Annotated in this window: 16 protein-coding genes; 8 read left to right on the top strand and 8 right to left on the bottom strand. The window is 64.6% G+C overall.

From position 1 onward, the window contains the following. Positions 1-5: 5 nt before the first annotated feature. From AC3WJU_RS00775 to AC3WJU_RS00760, 4 genes are all read left to right on the top strand, one after another. Positions 6-1,511, top strand: coding sequence for a malate:quinone oxidoreductase (locus AC3WJU_RS00775; RefSeq protein ID WP_059387639.1), 1,506 nt, complete (start codon positions 6-8; stop codon positions 1,509-1,511). Positions 1,512-1,575: 64 nt separating this feature from the next. Beyond that, complete coding sequence (locus AC3WJU_RS00770; RefSeq protein ID WP_492258904.1) at positions 1,576-4,800, top strand: efflux RND transporter permease subunit; 3,225 nt, start codon at positions 1,576-1,578, stop codon at positions 4,798-4,800. 127 nt (positions 4,801-4,927) lie between these two features. Then, entirely contained in the window at positions 4,928-6,049 is a 1,122-nt protein-coding gene (locus AC3WJU_RS00765; protein ID WP_059387638.1) for an LLM class flavin-dependent oxidoreductase, read from the top strand. Further along, a complete protein-coding gene (locus tag AC3WJU_RS00760; RefSeq protein ID WP_307054174.1) occupies positions 6,046-6,525 on the top strand; it encodes a MarR family winged helix-turn-helix transcriptional regulator in 480 nt (159 codons plus the stop codon). The genes AC3WJU_RS00765 and AC3WJU_RS00760 overlap by 4 nt, the downstream gene beginning before the upstream one ends. On the opposite strand, the gene AC3WJU_RS00755 is transcribed toward AC3WJU_RS00760, so the two are convergent. Both AC3WJU_RS00755 and AC3WJU_RS00750 read right to left on the bottom strand, forming a co-directional pair. Then, positions 6,522-7,328: a transglutaminase-like domain-containing protein gene (locus AC3WJU_RS00755; RefSeq protein ID WP_307054176.1), complete on the bottom strand. Its 807-nt coding sequence runs from the start codon at positions 7,326-7,328 to the stop codon at positions 6,522-6,524. The two genes, AC3WJU_RS00760 and AC3WJU_RS00755, sit on opposite strands and share 4 nt — an antisense overlap. Before the next feature lie 78 nt (positions 7,329-7,406). After that, on the bottom strand, positions 7,407-8,216 hold the full coding sequence (locus AC3WJU_RS00750; protein ID WP_307054178.1) for a hypothetical protein: 810 nt from the start codon (positions 8,214-8,216) through the stop codon (positions 7,407-7,409). Between the two features lie 124 nt (positions 8,217-8,340). Here AC3WJU_RS00750 and AC3WJU_RS00745 point away from each other — a divergent pair, with 124 nt between their 5' ends. From AC3WJU_RS00745 to AC3WJU_RS00735, 3 genes are read left to right on the top strand one after another with little or no spacing between them, the layout of a single operon-like run. Then, positions 8,341-9,009, top strand: coding sequence for a DUF1684 domain-containing protein (locus AC3WJU_RS00745; RefSeq protein ID WP_307054181.1), 669 nt, complete (start codon positions 8,341-8,343; stop codon positions 9,007-9,009). 40 nt (positions 9,010-9,049) lie between these two features. Further along, entirely contained in the window at positions 9,050-9,904 is an 855-nt protein-coding gene (locus AC3WJU_RS00740; RefSeq protein WP_284988373.1) for a fumarylacetoacetate hydrolase family protein, read from the top strand. 12 nt (positions 9,905-9,916) lie between these two features. Next, positions 9,917-10,408: a GtrA family protein gene (locus tag AC3WJU_RS00735; RefSeq protein WP_492258903.1), complete on the top strand. Its 492-nt coding sequence runs from the start codon at positions 9,917-9,919 to the stop codon at positions 10,406-10,408. Positions 10,409-10,486: 78 nt separating this feature from the next. Here the strand turns inward: AC3WJU_RS00735 and AC3WJU_RS00730 are convergent, their stop codons facing one another. From AC3WJU_RS00730 to AC3WJU_RS00705, 6 genes are all read right to left on the bottom strand, one after another. Next, a complete protein-coding gene (locus AC3WJU_RS00730; protein ID WP_284988375.1) occupies positions 10,487-11,644 on the bottom strand; it encodes a cysteine desulfurase family protein in 1,158 nt (385 codons plus the stop codon). A 4-nt stretch (positions 11,645-11,648) separates the two neighbouring features. Further along, positions 11,649-12,545, bottom strand: a complete 897-nt coding sequence (nadC, locus tag AC3WJU_RS00725; protein ID WP_284988376.1) for a carboxylating nicotinate-nucleotide diphosphorylase — start codon at positions 12,543-12,545, stop codon at positions 11,649-11,651. Next, positions 12,538-14,304: an L-aspartate oxidase gene (gene nadB / locus AC3WJU_RS00720; protein ID WP_332601879.1), complete on the bottom strand. Its 1,767-nt coding sequence runs from the start codon at positions 14,302-14,304 to the stop codon at positions 12,538-12,540. The genes nadC and nadB overlap by 8 nt, the downstream gene beginning before the upstream one ends. 37 nt (positions 14,305-14,341) lie before the next feature. Further along, positions 14,342-15,649 (bottom strand): quinolinate synthase NadA, encoded by a 1,308-nt coding sequence (gene nadA / locus AC3WJU_RS00715; RefSeq protein ID WP_492258902.1) that lies wholly within the window; start codon positions 15,647-15,649, stop codon positions 14,342-14,344. Beyond that, entirely contained in the window at positions 15,646-16,356 is a 711-nt protein-coding gene (locus AC3WJU_RS00710; protein WP_113990543.1) for an NUDIX hydrolase, read from the bottom strand. Before AC3WJU_RS00710 ends, nadA begins: the two co-directional genes overlap by 4 nt. A 101-nt stretch (positions 16,357-16,457) precedes the next feature. Beyond that, positions 16,458-16,937, bottom strand: coding sequence for an Lrp/AsnC family transcriptional regulator (locus AC3WJU_RS00705; protein ID WP_492258901.1), 480 nt, complete (start codon positions 16,935-16,937; stop codon positions 16,458-16,460). A gap of 177 nt (positions 16,938-17,114) precedes the next feature. Here AC3WJU_RS00705 and AC3WJU_RS00700 point away from each other — a divergent pair, with 177 nt between their 5' ends. Further along, on the top strand, positions 17,115-18,497 hold the full coding sequence (locus AC3WJU_RS00700) for an amino acid permease (protein WP_492258900.1): 1,383 nt from the start codon (positions 17,115-17,117) through the stop codon (positions 18,495-18,497). The last annotated feature ends 26 nt before the right edge of the window (positions 18,498-18,523 follow it).

Raw genomic sequence — 18,523 nt, 5'->3', positions numbered from 1 at the left:
AGATCGTGACCTTCATTTCCAAGACACACCACGCTGACGTCGTCCTTATTGGGGGCGGGATCATGAGCGCAACCCTGGGGGCGTTCATCAAGCAACTCGAACCCAGCTGGACCATCTCCCTTTTTGAGCGACTCGACGAAGCCGGCCTGGAAAGCTCCGGACCGTGGAACAACGCGGGAACCGGGCACGCAGCGCTCTGTGAGCTTAATTACTCGCCCGCAGCCAAGGACGGCTCGGTAGACCCGTCCAAGGCCCTCCACATCAACGAGCAGTTCCAGCTCTCCCGGCAGTTCTGGTCCCACCTCGTGGACAACAAATTGATCGGCTCCCCGAAGGGATTCATCAACACCGTCCCGCATATGAGCTTCGTCATCGGCGACAAGCACGCAGACTTCCTCAAGACCCGCTACGAGGCACTCAAGCCCAACACGCTCTTCCGCAGCATGGAATACACGGAAGACCAGGCACAGATCGCCAAGTGGGCTCCGCTGATCGTCAAGGGCCGCGACGCCAAGCAGCGCGTTGCCGCCACCCGCGCCGCTGAAGGCACCGACGTCGACTTCGGCGCCTTGACCCGCGAACTGACCGGCTACCTCGCCGCGAACGGCGTTGAAGTCAACTATGGCCACGACGTCACCAATGTGAGCAAAGCCTCCGACGGCGGCTGGGACCTTTCACTCAAGTACCCCGCTTCCGGCGAACACAGCCGGATCCACGCCAAGTTCGTCTTCGTCGGCGCGGGCGGCGGAGCACTCCACCTGCTCCAGGCATCGGGCATCCCGGAAAGCAAGGGCTACGGCGGTTTCCCGGTATCCGGACAGTTCTTCCGCTGCACCGACGAGGCCATCGCCAGCCAGCACAGCGCCAAGGTGTACGGCCAGGCCTCCGTCGGCGCCCCGCCCATGTCCGTGCCGCACCTTGATACCCGCTACGTCGGCGGCAAGCGTTCCCTGCTTTTCGGCCCGTACGCCGGCTTCTCCACCAACTTCCTCAAGACGAGCAGCTATCTTGACCTTCCGCTGTCCATCCGCCCGAGCAACATCATCCCGATGCTGGCCGTGGCCAAGGACAACATGGACTTGACCGCGTACTTGATCAAGGAAGTGGCCAAGCGCCACGACGCCAAGGTGGAGTCCCTTCGCGAGTACTACCCCCAGGCCGACGGCGGCAACTGGGAGCTCATCACAGCAGGCCAGCGGGTTCAGATTATCAAGAAGGACTCCAAGAAGGGCGGCGTGCTGCAGTTCGGCACCGAGGTCATCACGGCCCGTGACGGATCCATCGGAGCACTGCTCGGCGCCTCCCCCGGCGCCTCGACCGCCGTCCCCATCATGATCGAGATGCTCCAGCGGTCCTTCCCGAAGAACTTCAAAGGCTGGCAGTCCAAGCTCAAGGAAATGATGCCGGGCTACGGCGTCAAGCTAAACGACAATCCCGACCTTGCGGCCGAGCTGGAAGCGAGCACTGCCCGTTCGCTCCAACTCGAGCCCGCCGACGCCGTCCAGCACTAGCAACCGTCCGGGCTGCGGCCGGTTCACGACAAGAGACAGACCGTAGATCCCAGGAGACAGTGCAATGTTCCGTCTGGCAAAGCTTTCACTGGCGAACAGGGCACTGATCGCGCTGATCACCGTCTTCGCGGCGGTGTTCGGCGTGATCACCATGTCGTCCCTCAAGCAGGAACTCATTCCCTCGATCGAGTTCCCGCAGATCTCGGTGATCACGGCGATGCCGGGCGCGTCGCCGGAAGTTGTCGACAAGCAGCTCAGCCGCCCGCTCGAAGCAGCACTGAACAGCGTCGAGGGCCTGGAATCGACCACGTCGACGTCGCGGAACGGTGTTTCGCAGATCTCCATGGTGTTCACCTACGGTTCGAACCTGGACCGCGCGCGCAACCAGATCGACCGCGCCATCTCCAACGCCAAGCGTGTGCTGCCGGCCGACGTCGAGCCCCGATCCTTTGCCGGCAGCATCAGCGACTTCCCGATCGTGTACCTGGCGGTGTCTTCGGACAAGCCTCTCAGCGAGCTGAACACGGACCTGCAGCGATTGAGCGTTCCCCGGCTCCAGAAACTGGACGGGGTCCGCAGCGCTGACGTGACAGGCGGGGCCACCCAACACATCCTGATCCAGCCCAAAGCCCAAGCCATGGCCGCGAGCGGCGCCACGATCCAGTCGCTCACGAACGCCCTCAAGAACAACGGGACCCTGGTACCGGCAGGAACCATCGAGGACCAGGGCAAGACCCTTTCCCTGCAAATCGGCAGCCCGGTGGACTCCCTCGACGTCATCAAGGGCTTGCCGCTCACCGGCGCCAAGGGCGGAACCACCATCGGCTCCGTTGCCGACGTGAGCATCAAGGACGACGCCGCAACCTCGATTACCCGGACCAACGGGAAGCCGACGCTGGCCCTGTCCATCACGAAAAAGCCCGACGGCGATACCGTTGCCATTTCGCACGCCGTGAAGGATTCCATTGCCCAGGTGGAAGCCGAACTCGGCTCCAATGCGCACTTCACGCCAGTGTTCGACCAAGCCCCGTACATCGAAAAGTCCATCAAGGACCTCACGACGGAAGGCCTTCTTGGGCTGGGCTTCGCGGTAGCGGTCATCCTCGTGTTCCTGATGTCCGTACGCTCAACGCTCGTGACGGCGGTCTCCATTCCGTTGTCGCTCCTGATCACGTTCATCGGAATATCGGCGACCCACTACTCGCTCAACATCCTCACCCTCGGCGCGTTGACCATCGCGATCGGCCGCGTGGTGGATGACTCGATCGTGGTGATCGAGAACATCAAACGGCACCTCAGCTACGGCGAGCACAAGCTCGGGGCCATCCTCAATTCGATCCGCGAAGTTGCCGGCGCCATCACAGCGTCCACCCTCACCACGGTTGCCGTGTTCCTGCCGATCGCCTTTGTGGGCAACCTGGCTGGCGAGCTGTTCAGGCCCTTCGCCCTGACGGTGACCATCGCCCTGTTGTCCTCGTTGCTCGTCTCCCTCACCATCGTTCCGGTCCTGGCTTACTGGTTCCTCAAGTCGCCGTCGCCGGCTTCGGCTGCGGAGGATGCCCGTATCGCCGAGGCCGCCCGATCCAAGGCGCACGAGGCGGAGCAACGCAGCCGCCTGCAGCGCGGCTACTTGCCCATCCTGGCCAAGTCCCAGAAGCACCCGGTCATCACGATCGTCGCTGCTGTGCTGGTCTTGGGCGGGACTGCTGCCATGTCTCCCCTACTCGCTACCGACTTGCTGGGTAACTCCGGCCAAAACAGCATGACCGTCCGGCAGGTCCTTCCTGCCGGCACCAGCTTGGAACAGACCGGCGCCGCCGCCGCCCAGGTGGAATCGGTCCTCCGCGGGATAGACGGCATCAAGGACGTCCAGGTCACGTCAGGCAACGCCCAAACGGGATTCGCCGCGCTCACCTCGAGCGGCGCTTCCAACTCGACGTTCACCGTGGTGACTGACGATAAGGCTGACCAGCAGAAATTGCAGGACACGGTCCGGTCCCGGCTCGCCAGTGCCTCGGCTCCCGGGAAGGTCACTGTCGGTGCACAGCAAGGCGGGCTGGGCACCTCTTCCAGCGTCGACATCACTATCAACGCCGCCAACTCGGCGGATCTCAAGACCGCAAGCGACGCCGTGGCGAAGGCCATGGACGGCGTGCCCGGGAGTGCCGAGGTAGCCACCAACCTGGATGCCAGCCAGTCCGTAGTCCAGGTGAAGGTAGATCGCGCCAAGGCCGTCGCCGCCGGGCTGAACGAGGAACAAGTCGCCGGGGTCCTCGCGTCCACGGTCAGCCCGATCCCCGCAGGCACCGTCCGTATCGACACCACGGACTTCCCGGTGCAGATCGGCGAAGGCACGCACTTCACCAGCATCTCCGATGTCAGGGCCATCAATCTCCCGACGCCGGCCGGGCCCGTTCCGCTGTCGAGCATCGCGTCCGTGGATCAAGTTGACACCCCGGTCTCCATCACGAGCAGCAACGGCCAGCGGAGCGCGAAGGTGACCGTCACGCCGTCGGGCTCCAACCTTGGAGCCGTCAGCACGGCAGTCAGTGACCGGCTGGCCTCGGTGCAGCTCCCGGCAGGCGTTACCGCCACCATCGGCGGCGCCACGACGCAGCAGGCCGACTCCTTCCGACAGCTCGGGCTCGCGCTCCTGGCCGCCGTCGCCATTGTGTATGTCATCATGGTGGCCGCGTTCAAGTCCCTCATCCAGCCCCTCATCCTGCTCGTGTCCGTGCCTTTTGCGGCGACGGGCGCCATCGCTCTGCTCCTGGTCACGGGCGTTCCGCTGGGACTGCCTTCCCTGATCGGCATGCTCATGTTGGTGGGAATCGTCGTGACCAATGCGATCGTCCTGATCGACCTCATCAACCAGTACCGCAAACCACACGATGGCAGCCCCGGAATGAGCGTGGCAGACGCCATCACCCACGGAGCCAGGCAGCGGCTACGCCCGATCCTCATGACGGCGCTTGCTACCGTCTTCGCCCTGACACCCATGGCTTTGGGCCTCACGGGCGGCGGCGGGTTCATTTCCCGGCCGCTGGCGGTTGTGGTCATCGGCGGCCTCGTTTCGTCCACGGCGTTGACGCTCGTCCTGGTGCCCGTCCTTTACAAACTGGTCGAAGGCCGGCGGGAGAAGAAAGCGCTCCTCAAGGCACTCACGCAACGCCCCGACGTCGCGCAGGACGGGGTCGCGGGCCACGGCGACGGCGACCACCTGGACTGGACCACCGGAATGATTCCCAAAGTCTCCGGCCGCCGATCCGCCTCCAGCCCCGCCGAGTAGGGCGACACACCGGGAACAAAATGATGCCTCACCCTGTTGCAGGCAGTGATACATGCAAATGCATCTATTTTGGGATAGACTGTTGGCAGAGCCCGGACACCAAATCGGGCAGGCAGAAAGGCACATCATGGAGATCGGCGTATTCAGCGTCAGCGACATCACCACTGACCCCACCACGGGCCACACCCCCACGGAGAACGAGCGCATCAAGGCCGCCGTGGCGATCGCCAAGAAGGTCGAAGAGATCGGCATGGACGTCTATGCGATCGGCGAGCACCACAACCGCCCCTTCTTCTCATCGTCCCCCACCACCACGCTGGCGTACATCGCAGCGCAGACTGAACGCATCACGCTGTCAACGTCCACCACGCTGATCACCACGAACGATCCCGTCAAGATCGCCGAAGACTTCGCGATGCTCCAGCACCTGGCGGATGGACGCGTGGACCTCATCATGGGCCGCGGCAACACTGCCCCCGTCTACCCCTGGTTCGGCAAGAACATCCAGGACGGGATCGAGCTCGCGATCGAGAACTATTCCCTGCTACGCAAGCTCTGGGATGAAGACACCGTCAACTGGAGCGGCAAGTTCCGCACCCCGCTGCAGAACTTCACCTCCACGCCCCGCCCGCTCGACGGCGTCGCGCCCTTCGTCTGGCATGGCTCCATCCGCAGCCCGCAGATCGCGGAACTTGCCGCCTACTACGGCGACGGCTTCTTCGCCAACAACATCTTCTGGCCCAAGGAGCACTACCAGCAGCTGATCGGCCTGTACCGCGAGCGCTATGAGCACTACGGCCACGGCAACGCAGACCAAGCCATCGTCGGCCTCGGCGGGCAGTTCTTCATGCGCAAGAATTCCCAGGATGCCGTGAAGGAGTTCCGCCCCTACTTCGACAATGCACCGGTGTACGGCCACGGGCCCTCGCTCGAGGACTTCACGTCCCAGACACCGCTGACCGTCGGCAGTCCGCAGGAAGTCATCGAAAAGACCCTGACTTTCCGCGAATACTTCGGCGACTACCAGCGCCAGCTGTTCCTCGTGGACCATGCGGGCCTCCCGCTCAAGACCGTCCTGGAACAACTGGACCTCTTCGGCGAGGAAGTCCTGCCCGTTCTGCGCAAGGAATTCGAGGACCGCAAGCCGGCCCACGTGCCCGACGCACCCACCCATGCATCCCGGGTGGCAGCGTCCGTGATCGCCTCGGCCAGCGAGGCGGTTGCCGATTCCGCCGGGCGGACCCCGTGACCACCACAGCGCCCACCTCGTCCGCCGTGCGCCTCGCCGCCGAAACCTGGGAGTCCTTGTTCCGCTCCCAGGTGGCGGTGATGCGCCGCCTCCAGGCCGGGCAGGCGTTCAAGAAGCTGCCCATCAAGGAGTACGACGTCCTGTTCACTCTTTCCCGTTGCCCCACGGGCAAGCTGCGGCTGAACGAGATCAACGATCACGTCCTGCTCAGCCAGTCCAGCCTGAGCCGGCTGGTTGACCGGTTGGAGAAGCGCGGGCTCGTGGAGCGCAGCATCGCTCCCGACGACGGACGCGGCATCCTACTGGGGCTTACCGCGGCCGGGAAGGAGCTGCAGAAGGAGATCGGGCGCGAGCACGTCCGCGACATCGCCGAACTTGTGGCTCCGGCTTTGACAGCCGAGGAGCAGCGTGAGCTTCTTCGCCTGACGGAAAAGCTGCAAGTGTTCGTCGCGCACAAGCAGCCGCGCGAAGGCTAGCGGAGGACGACGAGCTTTGCCGGATCCTCATCCGGCAGCTCGTCGGCCACCACCGCGGTGACTTTCAGGCTCTTCAATGACAGGCTGCCGCCCACGGTGGACAGAAACGCGGTGTCCGAGGAATCGCGTCCGGCCGTGATGCGCAGCATGGACCCGCGCGGAGCCAGGCCGGTGGGATCGATCACGTACCACGTTCCGTCGATGTGGGCCTCAGCCACGGCGTGGAAGTCCATGGGGCTCAGTCCTGGCGCGTACACCGCCGCAAGCCGGGCGGGGATGTCCTTGGAACGCAGGAGGGCAATGGCAAGGTGGGCGAAGTCCCGGCAAACCCCTTTGCGGTGCAGGAGCGTCTCCACCGCTCCATCCGTCCCGCGCGAGGAACCACTGACGTAGCGGAGCTCGTCGTGGACCCAATTCCGGACTGCCTGCAACAGTTCTTCGCCGTGGAGCCCGCCGAACTCGGCGTACGACGTCGGAAGGAGCCGATCGGACTCGGCATAACGGCTGGGCCGCACGTAGCGGATGAGTTCCATACGGGAGGACTCATCCGGGGCACCCAAGCCCTCCACCGAGGCACGGTAATCAACCGTTACCTCGCTGGGTTCCTCGAACTCCATGTACTGGAAGCGTCCGCCGTGATGGTCCCTCAACTCAGTGAACGGAACCGCTTCGCCCTCCACCGTGACGGACAGCTCTTCGGTCAACGAGTCATAGCCCGGATTGCTGGCCACGGCGATTGCCATGGCCACTTTGGTGTTGGCGACGGTTTTGAAAACGAGCTGGGCAGCAACGTTGCGTTCCATGGATCTCCGGAGTGTTGCGGCTGGACAACCCAGTAATTGGGCAGAGTTGGCGCCGACGAATGTCTATCAACCTTGGTTCTACAGATTGACCTTCAGAGACAATAGCATCCGCTGGACGTTGGCGAATTCCGAGCTCTGGTCAACGTACTTGGCGGCCTGGTCCAAGGTGTCGAAGGACTTCGCGGGAGCAACTACTTCATCCGTGGCGAAGGCATGCACGGCTTGCATGTCCCCGAAGTAGTAGTTGCCCTTTCCTGCAGGTCCCACCACAAGGTTCCGCAGTTGGCAGGCCTGCCCATCGGTTCCGGCCACCAGGTTGGTGATGCCGTACGAACCGAAGAATTTATAGCCCTGGATGACCCGGAACACCACGTGCGGGGGGATCGTGGAATCACCGTCGGCATGGGGCAGGTCAATAGGCACGCTGCTGACCACGACGTAAGGACGCTTGGCGGCCGGATTGCAGTCAGCCGGACTCGCCGAGGGCAGCCCGGTGTGAAGGGTCGCCAGGTACCCTCCCTTGGCGTCTTTGACCTCGATCTTCAGGGCGCCCGGCATGGAACCGGCGTCGGGCGTGACCGATTGCGCAATCCAGTCACTCGGAAGATCGAAGCTGACCTTCTTGGCCGCATCCGAGTACGTTTTCCACGCCGCGGCAGTCGCCCCCGCCGTCGCGGTGCTTCCCGCGGAAGGGCTGGCACTGGAACCGCCCGACGGCGCGGCTGTGCTTGGGCCCGACGGCGTTGCGCTCCCGGGAGCCGCACTGCTGGACCCGGCTGTCCAGACGGCACCGCCCTTGCCCTCGGAACTACAGCCGGCGGCGGCGACCACAATGAGCGCACCGAGGACGGCGACTGAAAACTTCAACGGGATCCGCTTTGCTCTCATGCGCACCAGCCTAGCGGCGCCGAGCCGCTGCCCGTCCCTCCGGATCGGCGTTTCGCGCCTGCAAACCCAGCCGATGCCCTACGGGCCGCCGCTTCGGCCCGTGCGGTAGGACTAGGCTGGACGCATGGCTCCCGATCTGCTCGATGAGGACGAAAACAGTGTGGCGGACATTTCCGCCGTGGACATCGCAGACTGGCGTTTGCGCACGTTCGCCTTGTACGACGACGTCCGCAAGATCGCGATGGACGATCCCTTCCAGGCCCACGTGTACTGGCGCCAGGAACGGGACCGCATGTTCGGTACCCACCCGGCCTCGGCGCTGACTCCCGCCAGCAAGCAGGCTTTTTCGGGCTTGCGCACCGCGGACTACGATCCCCGGTTCCGCCGCTATGCCGCCCTTTCGCCGGAAGGCGCGGGCCAGGAGATGAACGTCCAGACCGGGACCGACGGCGTGGTGCCGTTTGTCCGCCTCGGCACCTTCGACCTCGACGAGCTCGGCTCGCTGGCCGTGTGGCGCCTGCGCAGCTACGGCGGCGGCATCTTCGTGCCCTTCCGCGACGCCACGGCCGGCAAACCCGGAGGAAGCTACGGCGCCGGCCGCTACTTGCTGGACACCATCAAGGGAGCCTTCCACGGCCTTCGAGGATCCGGGCAACAGGAGTTCGTGCTCGACTTCAATTTCGCCTACAACCCATCCTGTGCCTACAACGAGGCCTGGGCCTGCCCCTTGGCCGGGCCCGCGAATCGCCTGGCCGCGGATATCCCCGTGGGCGAGCTCTACTTGCCCGTCTAAACCTGCCGCCTCAAGAGGTTCAAGGACGTAGGATGTCTTCATGACTTCCTCACGTGCACGCCGGATCGCCCGCGTCCGCCCGCTCTCCCCCACCTCACCGGACGAACAGTTCTTCGTAGCGAACGACGCCGCCGACTTCGCTTCCGCGGAAGGCCGGAGCTGGACGGTGGTGGACAGTCCGTTCCCAGGCTCGCCGGCAAATAGCAGCAGCGCAGGGCGGCCAGGTTGGGTTGCAGGCTCTCGTGTCTCCGAGGATGTGTTCACGTTCCTGGCGCCGTCTGTTCCCGCCAACGTCTTCGGCATGGCGCACAACACCGGCCAGCCAGGCCGGGATTTGCCTGCGCAGGCGTTCCACAAGGCCGCCACAAGCGTCATCGGACCAGGCGACGCCATCGAACTCGCCTCCGGCGTCGGATACGTGGACCCCGAAGCGGAACTGACCGTCGTCGTCGGGCGCAAAGTCCGCGGCCTCACACTCGACAACGCGCGCGACGCCATCCTCGGTTTCACGATCGGCAACGACGTCTCGGCGCGGGACCTGCAGAAGACCGACGACTTGTGGATCAGCGCGAAAAGCCAGGACACGTTTACCCCTGCGGGACCGTGGATCGTCACTGACCTCGATGACAGTGATCTTTCGATCGGCATCGTGCACAACGGCAGGGAATTGCGGACGGCCAGCACCGCCGACCTCGGATGGAAAGTGGACGAGATCCTTGTCTACCTCACGTCGTTCATGACTTTGCACCCCGGAGACCTGGTCCTCACCGGCTTCCCCGCCGAGTGTGCCAGGATCGCGCCAGGAGACCTTGTGAGCTGCCGCATTGAGGGCATCGGAGAGCTCACCAACCCCGTCATCGCAGCAACTTGGGAGAAAATTCCCAGCTTGATATGACAGGCTTGAGCAATGGAGCCTCCTGCCGTGCCGGCAATTGAGACGCGGCAGACGTCCCTTTCCAGGCCAAATACAAGCAAGCGCCGCAAAGGCGTGCTGCGCTATCCGGTGGTCAGGCAGCTCATCCGTTTCACCGGCGTCGGGATCATCTGCACCGTCACCTCGCTGGCACTGTACGCGCTGTTCAGGCCGTGGGTGGGACCCCAACCTGCCAACGCCGCAGCGCTGATCATCACCTCGCTCATGAACACGGCCCTGAACCGTCGGCTGACCTTCAAGATCAGTGGCAACCGGAAGAGGACGCGGGACCACTTGAACGGGTTGATCGTGATCGCCGTGGCGCTGGTCATCACTGGCGGGAGCCTGGGCGTGCTGCATGCGTTCCGGCCCGAGGCAACCCTCGAGGAGGACCTCTGGACCACCACGCTGTCCGGATTCGTCGCGACGGCCGTGCGGTTCACGATGCTGCGGCACTGGATTTTCCGCCGCGCCCGCCACGTTTGACTCCCAACTGACTCGCATTTGTTGTCGTTTTGAGGGCTCAGAACGACAACAAATGCGAGTTACTTGGGGTGGGGACCGTCAGCGGCGGCCGAGCCCCTGGACGCTCCCGACGGCGGCAGCCACGGCTTCCGCGGCTTGGTCCAGTTCCGCTGACGTCACCGTGGAGTCGAAGCTGAAACGCACAGCTGTGTGGGCCACCTCGGGCTCGATTCCCAAGGCCAGCAGGACCGGAGAGGGGGCGTCGGATCCAGCGGCGCACGCCGATCCGCTGGAGCACACCACCCCAAGCCGCTCAAGCTCAAGCAATACCGACTCCCCGCTGGTGCCGGGGAAACAGAAAGACGCGACGGACGGTAAGCGTTGCGAGGGGTGGCCGGTCAACACGGCACCAGGCACAGCCTCGAGGACAGCGCGGATGAAGGCATCCCGCAACTCCGTGACACGTCCGGCAAGTCCGGACTGCCCGGCATGGGCAAGAGTCATTGCGGTGGCCAGCGCGACGGCTCCCGCCACGTTTTCGGTCCCGGAGCGCCTGCCCCGCTCCTGTCCGCCGCCATGGACGAGCGGTTCAAGTCTCAGCCTGCCCTTGGCATAGAGCACGCCGCTGCCCTTCGGTGCGCCGAGCTTATGGCCTGAGATACTCAGCGCGTCGACCCCCAGTTCTTTGACGCCAATCGGGAGCCAGCCCGCAGCCTGGACGGCGTCCGTGTGAAACGGCACACCATGTTCCGCGGCAACCTCGGCAAGTTGCCGCACGGGCTGCACGGTCCCGATCTCGTTATTCGCATACATGATGCTGACGAGGGCCGTCTCCGGGCTCAGCGCGGCCCGGAGCGCCTCAACCGTCACCACACCGTTCCGGTCCACGGGGACCACGTCCACCTCGAACCCGTGGACGCGTTGCAGGTAGAGCGCGGATTCCTCGACGGCAGGGTGCTCGATAGCGCTGATGACAACGCGGTTCAGGGCAGGATCCGCCGCACGTCTCGCGAGGGCAATTCCTTTCACCGCCAGGTTGTCCGCCTCGGTGCCGCCGGACGTGAAGGTGATCTCCCCCGGCCGGCAGCCCAGAGCCTTCGCTACCGCCGCGCGTGCCCCGGACAACGCGTTCGCGGCTGCTTCGCCGAGGTTGTGATGGCTTGAGGGATTGCCGAACTCCCCCGTCAGATACGGCCACATGGCTTCGAGGACTTCCCTGCGGACCGGTGTGGTCGCCGCGGCGTCGAGGAAGATCATGGTGTCAGCCGAGAGCCAGGGATGGGTCCGGCGCCACGTCGAGCGTCACGTCCAGGCCGAGATCCAGCGCGCTGACGCTGTGGGTGAGTCCGCCGATCGAAATGACATCGACTCCCGCGGCCGCGATGTCCGCCACGGTGTTGACGTTGACGTTGCCGCTCGCCTCGACGACGGCGCGGCCCGCCACCTGCTTCACGCCGGCACGGAGCTCCTCAAGCGAAAAGTTGTCCAGCATGATCGTGTCGACACCGGCCGCCAGCACGGGTTCGATCTGCTCGGCGCGGTCCACTTCCACCTCGAAGTGCGTGGTGTGGCCCAGTTGGGCCTTGGCGGCCTTCAGCAGTGCAGTGAGTTTCGCGGAATCGCCACCGGTCATCACTGCCAAGTGGTTGTCCTTCGCCAGCACGGCATCGGACAAGCTGTAGCGGTGGTTGGCTCCTCCGCCGCATCGCACGGCGTAGCGTTCCAATACCCGCAGCCCGGGAGTAGTTTTCCGGGTGTCCGTGATGCGGGCCTTGGTACCGTCGACCAGCTTGACGAATTCCGCGGTCTTGGTGGCAATGGCGCTCATGCGCTGGGCAAGGTTGAGCCCGACGCGTTCGGCGAGCAGCACCGAGCGTGCCCGGCCGCTGACCCGCGCCAGGTGGGTTCCGGCGTCGAACGCTTCACCGTCCGCGAGCAGCAGCTCCACTTCGGTGTCCGGGTCGACGAGCAACATGGCGTCACGGAACACCGTTCCGCCGCTGAACACCCCCGGAACCCGAGCATTGAGCACGGCGGTGGCCCGGGCTTCGGCGGGAATGAGCAGCTGCGAGGTGATATCGCCGCTCGGCGCGTCCTCCGCGAATGCCCGCTCCAGGATGTCCCGGACGGGTGCTGCGGGGAGGGTCAGGCTAGTCATTGACGAGGCTCGCTTTCCGGCGGATCGTGTATCTCTGAACAATTTCTTCACGCGGGGTTTCGACCGCATCACTCCGATAATGCGCCCCCAACGACCCCCGCCGCGCCCCCGCAGCCCGCACCAACAACTGCGCAGCCAGGAGCAAATTGGCATCCTCGTGAACCACGGAATCCACCGAGTCCGGCACATTCTCAGGAAGCACGACGTCGGCCCAAGCGTTGAGTGCCTCAGCGGCCTCCCGCAGCAACCCCCCGGTCCGAAGCACCCCGGCTTTGGCAGTCATCAACCGCCGAAGGGCGGCCCGGCTAAAGGGCTCCGGAACGAGCTCAGGCTGCCACACGAGCGCCCCGGTCGGCTCGGTGGTTCCCGAAAGCGCCGTTGTTGCGTAGAGGTCCACGCCGGCCTCCGAGCTTGCGAGGCGTTCGCCGGCGAGAGACCGGAGCGCAGGCGCCGAGGGAACTAGCGAGTCGGTCCCCCCGCCGTTCGGCGGCGCCCACCCAAGGAACCCTTCAACAGCCCGCCGTCCAAAGACCAGCCCTTCGAGCAGCGAGTTACTAGCCAAGCGATTGGCGCCCTGCACCCCGGTACAAGCAACTTCGCCGGCGGCAAGCAAGCCAGGTACAGACGTCCGGCCGTGGAGATCCGTGACCACCCCACCCATCCAGTAGTGGGCGGCAGGGGCGACCGGAACTGGCTCAAGGGTCCAGTCGACTCCGGCTTCGCGGGTCCGGGCGCTGAGCGTGGGGAAGCGTTTCTCAAGGAAGCCTTTCCCCTTGTTCGCTTCCACGGTCCGGGCGTCAAGGAAGACGTGGCCGTTGGGATCACCAAGTGACGCAAGGTGGAGGGCGATGCTGCGGGAGACGACGTCGCGCGGCGCCAGTTCGGCGTCGGGGTGGTAGCGGGGCATGAACCGTTCGCCGTTCGCGTCCACCAGGATGGCGCCTTCGCCGCGGACGGCTTCGGAAATGAGGAGCGGATCGGCGCCGAAGGGAGCCGGTTTTCCTGCAGCGGAGAGGACCATGCTCGTGGGGTGGAATTGGAAGAACTCCAGGTCCGCGAGCTCCGCGCCTGCCCGCCATGCGAGCGCGAGTCCGTCAGCCGTTGCCACCAAGGGGTTGGTGGTCTGGGCGAACAGCTGCCCCGCCCCGCCGGTGGCCAGCAGCACGGCATCGCCGAATACGCTCTCAAGGCGGCCGTTGCGCAGGAATTCAACGCCCGTCACGCGACGCTCGGACTGGATCAGTGACGTCGCCTGTGAATGTCCCAGCACCTGGATCTTCCCGGCGTCCTGTGCGTCAAGGACTGCCAGGATGAGTGCGTTCGCCACCCCGGCACCCGTGGCGTCTCCACCGGCGTGGAGAATCCTTGGCGCGGAGTGGGCGGCTTCGAGCCCCAAGGCGGGATCGCCGTCGTCGTCCGCGTCGAAACGGACGCCGAAACGCTCCAGCCCCCTGATGTCGAGGCGAGCTTCGGAGCACAGAACCCGCACGGCCTCCTCATCGCAGTGGCCCGCGCCGGCTGTGAGGGTGTCCGTGATGTGCGCGGCGACGGTATCGCCGGGGGCCGGTTCGTCCAGCACTGCCGAAATCCCGCCCTGGGCGAAGAAGGTATTGCTGTCCGCGAGCGCGCCCTTGCTGAGCAGGACGACCTCCGCACCGGCCTCGGCGGCCAGCAGCGCGGAGTAGAGGCCGGCGATGCCGCTCCCGACGACGACGAGCCGCCGCCGCGCCGGGGCGCCGGGAATGCGTTCTGCAGTCATGTGAGGCTCGATTCGACTGGTTGGTACGGGATGTGGCCTAGAGCGGCCGAGCTGCGAGCATGCGTTCAAGGGCGATCTTGGCGTTGTCCTTGACCGAATCGTCCACAGTAATGCGGTTGACCACGCGGCCCTCCACCAGTTCCTCGAGCACCCAGGCGAGGTAGCCGGGGTGGATGCGGTACATCGTGGAACAAGGGCAGATCACCGGGTCGAGGCAGAAGATGGTGTGCTGCGGGTTCTCCGCGGCCAAGCGGTTCACCATGTTGATCTCGGTGCCGATCGCGAAAGTGGTGGGCTCGGTCGCGGCGGCGATGGCCTTCTTGATGAAGTCCGTGGAGCCTGCGCCGTCTGCCGCGTCAACAACCTCCATGGGGCACTCAGGGTGCACAATGACGTTCACGCCCGGGAATTCGGCGCGTGCCTTCTCGATCTGGCCCACGTTGAAACGCTTGTGGACGGAGCAGAAACCGTGCCAGAGGATGACGCGGGAATCCAGCAGGGTCTGTTCGTCGTTTCCGCCGAGTTCCTTGCGCGGGTTCCACATGGGCATCTGCTCCAGCGGGACGCCTAGCGCCTTGGCCGTGTTGCGGCCCAGGTGCTGGTCAGGGAAGAAGAGGACCCGCTGGCCGCGTTCGAAGGCCCATTCGAGCACCGTCTTGGCGTTGGAGGACGTGCACACGATGCCGCCGTTGCGTCCGCAGAAGGCCTTCAATGCGGCCGAGGAATTCATGTAGGTCACCGGGATGACCGGGGCACGGCCTTCGGAATCGGGGGCGGTCCCGAAGAGCTCCTCGAGCTGCTCCCAGCATTCCTCCACCGAATCCTCGTCCGCCATGTCGGCCATGGAGCAGCCGGCGGCCAGGTTCGGCAGGATCACGGCTTGGTCTGCGCTGGACAGGATGTCGGCTGTTTCTGCCATGAAGTGAACACCGCAGAAGATGATGGCCTCGGCGTCGGGCTTGGTCAGGGCAGCGTTGGCGAGCTGGAAGGAGTCGCCCACGAAATCCGCGTACTGGACAACTTCGTCGCGCTGGTAGAAATGGCCCAGGATGACAGCCCGGTCCCCCAGCGTCTCCTTGGCGGCACGGATCCGGGCGTCGAGCTCGGCGTCGCTGGCCAGCTTGTACTCTTCGGGCAACTGGCCTTGGCGGGGGGTGGCCTTCGGAGCGTCGTCGGCGCTGGACGCACCGGGACCGTAAGCGGGGATGCCGGCGAGGGCTTCGGCGAGGTCGTACTCCCAGGGGCCCTTGGCCAGAGCGGGGCTGCACGTCGACCCGGCCGCGGAACGGCCGTTTTCGGCTTCTTCCCGGGTGATCAGCTGGATAGCTGTATTGACGCTGCTCATGGTGTACTCCTGTTGTCTGGCCCGAGTCCGGGCGTGCCGGTGAAGCGGTAGAGGCGGGGCGGGCGGTGTTTTCCGCCCTGGAGGTATTCACCGGTTTCCTCGATTTCCGGTGTTCCCTTGATTTGCCGGCGGAAGTTTGCCGGATCCAGCTGACGGTCCAGGACAGCCTCGTAGACTTCGCGGACCTGTGCCAGGGTGAAGAATTCACCCAGCAAGTGATAGGCGATGGACCCGTAGGCCATTTTGTTGCGCAGCCGCCACAAGGCGTAGTCCACAATCGCGTTGTGGTCGAAGGCCAATTCCGCGAGCCTATCGGCCCGGAACCACCGGACGTTCTCGGATTCGTCGGCCAGGGCGGCTTCCGTGGGCTGTACCAGGGCCCAGTAGACAATCGACACGACCCGCTGGGCGGGCGAGCGGTGCAGGCCGCCGAAAGCGTAGAGCTGTTCGAGGTATTGGGGAGCCAGCCCCGTGGTTTCGCGCAGGTTGCGGGACGCGGCATCCTGGAGGGATTCGTCGTGCTGGAGCGGTCCGCCGGGCAATGCCCACATGTCCTTGAACGGTTCGCGGATGCGGCGCACAAGAGGCAACCACAGCGTTGGGCGGCCGGAGCTTTCACTGGGGCGGAGGGCGAAGATCACCGTCGATATGGCCAACGACGGCGGCGCGAGCCTGCGCTCTGCGACATTCGCGGAGGTGGCGTACACGGTATTCACCCCGCTTCTTTGCCGTAGGGATCAGAAAACTAGTTATAGTCAAATTGACTAGAACTAATGGTACGACTGTCGGCGGACAGTGTCCAAATGTTTCAGCCCGCGTTCTCCTTGGCGGCAGCTTCCAGGAGGGGCAAAGTGCGGCCTTGGAAATGCGTATTCAGCACGATCACCGAGGACGAACGGAGCACGGTCTTGGTGGCGATGAGCTTGTCCAGCACGCGCTGCAGGTCCGAGTTCGACTTGCCCACCACCCGCACCATGAGGTCCGAACTACCGGAAACGGTGTGGACCTCAATGAGTTCAGGGATCGCTGCCAAAGCTTCGACGACGGCGTCGTGCCCCAGGTCCTGGTTGATGGTCAGCGAGCAGAAGGCGACCACCGGAAAGCCGAAGCCGGCAGGATCGGGCTGCGGAACCCAGGGAGCCACCACTCCGCGCTCGGCCATCCGGTCCAGCCGCGACTGGACCGTGGCACGGGCGACCTTCAAGACCCTCGATGCCTCCAGAACGGACGCCCGCGGGGAGTCTGTGAAAAATCGGACAATCTTGGCATCCAACTCGTCCACAACCATCAGTTTTTCCTGCTTCCGCCCAAGGGGATGTACAAATCGGCACTTCATGCCCAGATGCCGCTCCAGCTTGTAACCATCCTCTCACGAGTGTTTTTCGCCACTTTCATCCGGAAGCGGTAAATTCGATAAGTCCTACGAGGACCAGCGAACAAACCATCCACAAGAAGGCAAACACGAATGACAACGAAGTCCACCGCTGTTCGACCCTCCATTCCTTCGCGAGGCCTTGGCCACTCGATGAAGCCGCGCCAGCTCACCATGATGGGCTTGGGCAGCGCCATCGGCGCGGGACTCTTCCTCGGTTCGGGCGCCGGAATCCACGCCGCCGGTCCGGCAGTGCTCATCTCCTACCTTGTGGCGGGCACCTTGATCATCGTGGTGATGTGGGCCCTAGGCGAGATGGCAGCCGCCAACCCGAACAGCGGCGCCTTCTCGGTGTACGCGGAAAAGGCCATGGGCAGGACGGCCGGGTCCACGGTCGGCTGGCTTTGGTGGCTGCAGTTGGTAGTGGTCATCGCCGCGGAGGCACTCGGCGCAGCAGGGCTGCTCTTCTCCGTCTGGCCAGTCATTCCTGTGTGGGCGCTGGCGTTGGTATTCATGGTGGCATTTACCGCGATCAACCTTGCCGGGGTCCGGAACTTCGGTGAGTTCGAATTCTGGTTCGCCATCCTGAAGGTCGCGGCCATTGTCGCTTTCCTCGTCATCGGCGCAGCTTTGCTGTTCGGCTGGTTGCCCGGCGTAGCTTCCCCCGGCCTCGCAAACCTGACCGGCAACTTTGCACCGTCCGGCTGGTCCGGAATTGCCGCAGCCCTCTTCGTAGTGATTTTCGCCTTCGGGGGCACCGAAATCGTGAGCGTGGCTGCTGCGGAGACGCAGAACCCGGCACACAGCGTTGGCAAAGCCATCCGCACGGTGGTGTGGCGCATCCTGGTCTTCTACATTGGTTCGGTCTTCGTCATTGCAGCAGTACTGCCCTCCGATTCCGAAGGCTTGAAGTCGCCGTTCGCCGGCGTCCTGGACCTTGCCGGCATCCCGGGAGCCGGCGCTGCCATCACGCTCGTCGCCGTCGTGGCATTGCTTTCCGCGCTCAACGCAAACCTCTACGGCGCCTCACGCATGGTCTTCTCCTTGTCTGAACGCGGCGAAGCACCTGCCTTCCTGTCACGGCTGCGCGGCGCCCAGGTGCCCATGGCCGCCGTCGGGGTTTCCGTTGCATTCGGCTTCATCGCCACCATCCTGGAACTGCTGTTCCCCGACCACGTACTCCCCGCCCTGCTCAACCTTGTCGGGTCCACGTGCCTCGTAGTCTGGGGAACTGCGCTCGTGTCCCAGTTCATCCTGCGCCGGCGCGCCGACCGCGAAGGAACCGAACTGCCGCTTCGCATGAAGGGATTCCCCTTCTTTACGGTATTCGGACTGGCCCTGCTTGCCCTGATCTTCGCGGTGGGCTTCTCGAACGCCGAAAGCGCGGGCCAGCTGATCGGAACGTTCCTGTTGATCGCGTGCATCGCCGTGGCCTGCCGGATCGGCGCCAAGGTGAGGTCCGCACGAAGCGCCTAAGCAAACCCAACTAACTAGCAGTTGTT

It is taken from the genome of Arthrobacter sp. FW306-1B-F12A (assembly GCF_058781865.1).
This window is presented reverse-complemented; position numbering and strand designations above follow the sequence as displayed.